The sequence below is a fragment of the Hydrogenophaga sp. genome (assembly GCF_030158645.1).
GTDB lineage: Bacteria > Pseudomonadota > Gammaproteobacteria > Burkholderiales > Burkholderiaceae_C > Hydrogenophaga.
This window is the reverse complement of record NZ_JAOASO010000028.1, coordinates 1-3391: the sequence shown is the minus strand read 5'-3', so window position 1 is coordinate 3391 and position 3391 is coordinate 1. Positions and strand designations below refer to the sequence as shown.

Annotated in this window: 3 protein-coding genes and 1 pseudogene; all 4 read left to right on the top strand. The window is 64.5% G+C overall.

Features of this window, described 5'->3' with window-relative positions:
* Window positions 1-234, top strand: a pseudogene (locus Q1W68_RS02870) (nitrate ABC transporter substrate-binding protein); the annotation flags it as partial.
* Between the two features lie 45 nt (window positions 235-279).
* Window positions 280-1194: a nitrate ABC transporter permease gene (ntrB, locus tag Q1W68_RS02865; RefSeq protein ID WP_300715546.1), complete on the top strand. Its 915-nt coding sequence runs from the start codon at window positions 280-282 to the stop codon at window positions 1192-1194.
* A gap of 29 nt (window positions 1195-1223) precedes the next feature.
* Window positions 1224-2018 carry an ABC transporter ATP-binding protein gene (locus tag Q1W68_RS02860; RefSeq protein WP_300715545.1) on the top strand — a complete coding sequence of 265 codons (795 nt, stop codon included), beginning with the start codon at window positions 1224-1226 and terminating at the stop codon, window positions 2016-2018.
* Between the two features lie 10 nt (window positions 2019-2028).
* On the top strand, window positions 2029-3391 hold a 1363-nt coding region (locus tag Q1W68_RS02855), incomplete at its 3' end, for an FAD-dependent oxidoreductase (protein WP_300715544.1).

Genomic DNA, 3391 nt, shown 5'->3' with positions numbered 1-3391 from the left:
GGCATGTGGTTCCTCACGCAGCACAAGCGCTGGGGCTTGCTGAAGTCGCACCCCGATTATTTGGCCGTGGCCAAGCAGGTCAACCGCATCGACATCTTCAAACAGGCGGCCACGGCGAGCAAAACCTCGCTGCCGAAGTCCGAGTTGCGCAGTTCGAAGTTCATGGACGGTGTGGTCTGGGACGGCAAAGACCCCGCCAAGTACGCCGATTCATTCAAGATCAACGCGGCCTGACCCGGCCCGTTGCCCACCCCCAGCCTCGTGCACCGGAGAATCACCATGGTCAGCGCCGTTTTTCATTCACCTCTGGAGGTGGCCCCCACCTCCAAGGCAGAGCCGATCATCCCACCCGCAATCGCTGTGATGCCCCGGCCAGCGCCCGCCCCGGTGGTGCAGGTCAAACGAGGCTGGGACCTGCGCTTTCTCTGGACCAGCGTGTTGCCGCCCGTGCTCGGCCTGGTGTTCCTCATCACCGTGTGGGCCGTGGTGGCCGGCACCGGCGCCAGCGGCATCCCGACGCCGCTGGAAACCTGGAAGCAGGCGCTCGAGGTGTTCGCCGATCCGTTCTACCAGGTCGGCCCGAACGACCAAGGTGTGGGCTGGAACGTGCTCATGTCGCTGCAGCGCGTGGCCATCGGCTTTGGTCTGGCGGCCGCGGTCGGCATCCCGGCGGGCTTTGCCATCGGCCGCTTCGAGTTCCTGAGCCGCATGTTCAACCCGCTCATCAGCCTGCTGCGCCCGGTGTCGCCACTGGCCTGGCTGCCGATCGGCCTGCTGGTGTTCAAGGGTGCCAACCCGGCGGCCATCTGGACCATCTTCATCTGCTCCATCTGGCCCATGATCATCAACACCGCGGTGGGCGTGCAGCGCGTGCCGCAGGACTACATGAACGTGGCGCGCGTGCTCAACCTGAGCGAGTGGAAGATCTTCACCAAGATCCTGTTCCCCGCCGTGCTGCCCTACCTGCTGACCGGCGTGCGCCTGGCGGTGGGCACGGCCTGGCTGGTGATCGTGGCCGCCGAGATGCTGACCGGTGGCGTGGGCATCGGCTTCTGGATCTGGGACGAGTGGAACAACCTCAACGTGGCCAGCATCATCATCGCCATCTTCGTGATCGGCATCGTCGGCCTGGTGCTCGAGTTCGGCCTCATCAAGCTGGCCACCTTGTTCACGTTTGAAGAGGTGAAGTCATGACCCTTCGACAAGCTCAGGATGATCGGAATATGAAGTACATCGAGATCCAGAACGTCGAGCAGACCTTCAAAACGAAGAAGGGCAACTTCCCTGCGCTGCGCGACATCAACCTGACCGTGGCCAAGGGCGAGTTCGTCACCCTCATCGGCCACTCGGGTTGCGGCAAATCCACTTTGCTCAACCTCATCGCCGGCCTGACCGTGCCCACGAAAGGTGTGCTGTTGTGTGCCGACAAGGAAATCGCTGGCCCAGGCCCCGAGCGTGCGGTGGTGTTCCAGAACCATTCGTTGCTGCCCTGGCTCACCTGTTTCGAGAACGTCTACCTCGCCGTCGAGCGCGTCTTCTCTGCCACCGAAACCAAAGCGCAACTGAAAGCGCGTACCGACGCCGCCCTGGCCATGGTGGGCCTCACACCGGCGGCCCAGAAGCGCCCTGGCGAAATCTCCGGTGGCATGAAACAGCGCGTGGGCATTGCCCGCGCCCTGTCGATGGAACCCAAGGTCTTGCTCATGGACGAACCCTTCGGCGCACTCGACGCCCTCACCCGCGCCAAGCTGCAGGACGAGTTGCTCGACATCGTGGCGCGCACGCACAGCACGGTGGTCATGGTCACTCACGACGTGGACGAAGCGGTGCTGCTGAGCGACCGCATCGTGATGCTCACCAACGGTCCGGCCGCCACCATCGGCGAGGTTCTGAGCGTGGATCTGCTGCGCCCACGCAACCGCGTGGCCCTGGCCGACGAGCCCAAGTACCAGCAGTGCCGCAAGGCGGTGATCAACTTCCTCTACACGCGCCAAGCGCATGTGGAAAAAGTGGCTTGAGGAGAACAGGATGGACATGCGAGTCAACCTCAAGTCAAAAATGAAACTGGTCATGGTCGGCAACGGCATGGCCGGTGTCCGCACCCTGGAAGAGCTGCTCAAGCTGGCTCCAGATCTCTACGACATCACCGTCTTCGGCGCCGAGCCCCATCCCAACTACAACCGCATCCTGCTCTCCCCCGTGCTCGCTGGTGAGCAGACGCTGGACGAGATCGTGCTCAACGACTGGGCCTGGTACAGCGACAACGGCATCACCCTGCACGCGGGCAAGACCGTGACCGAGGTGGACCGTGTCAAACGCGTGGTGCGCGCCACCGATGCCGACGGCAGCGTGATCGAAACGCCCTACGACCGGCTCATCCTGGCCACCGGCTCCAACCCTTTCATGCTGCCCATCCCGGGCAAGGACCTGCAAGGCGTGCTGGCCTACCGCGACATCGCCGACACGCAGGCCATGATCGACGCGGCCACGCGCTACACCCACGCCGTCGTGATCGGCGGCGGTCTGCTCGGTCTGGAGGCGGCCAACGGCCTGATGAAGCGCGGCATGACGGTGAGCGTGGTGCACGTGGCGCCCTGGCTGATGGAGCGCCAGCTCGACGACGTAGCCGGCAAACTGTTGCAGGCCTCGCTGGAACAGCGTGGCATGAAGTTTCTGATGGGCGCGCAAACGCTGGACCTGGTGGGCAATGAGGAAGGCCGGGTCCGTGCCATCCGCTTCAAGGACGGCACCGAGCTGCCGGCCGACCTGGTGGTGATGGCCGTGGGCATCCGCCCCAACACCGCGCTGGCCGAGTCCATGAACCTGCACGTGAACAAGGGCATCGTGGTCAGCGACACCTTGCAGACCGTGACCGACCCGCGCATCTACGCGGTGGGCGAATGCGCGGCGCACCGCGGCATCGCCTACGGCCTGGTGGCGCCGCTGTTCGAGCAGGGCAAGGTGCTGGCCACGCACCTGGCCGAATTCGGCATCGGCCGCTACGCCGGCTCGCTCACCTCGACCAAACTCAAGGTCACCGGCATTGACCTGTTCTCGGCCGGCAACTTCACCGGCGGCGCCAACACCGAAGAGATCGTGATGAGCGACCCCTCGGGCGGCGTCTACAAGAAGCTGGTGATCCAGGACGACAAGCTGGTGGGCGCCTGCCTCTACGGCGACACGGTGGACGGCTCGTGGTACTTCAAGCTGCTGCGCGACGGCCGCAGCGTGGCCGACATCCGCGACAAGCTGATGTTTGGCGAATCCAACATCGGCGACGTGGGCCACCAGGGCCAGAGCAAGGCCTCGGCCATGGCCGACACCGACGAGGTCTGCGGCTGCAACGGCGTGACCAAGGGCGCGATCTGCAAGGCCATCAAGGACAAGGGCC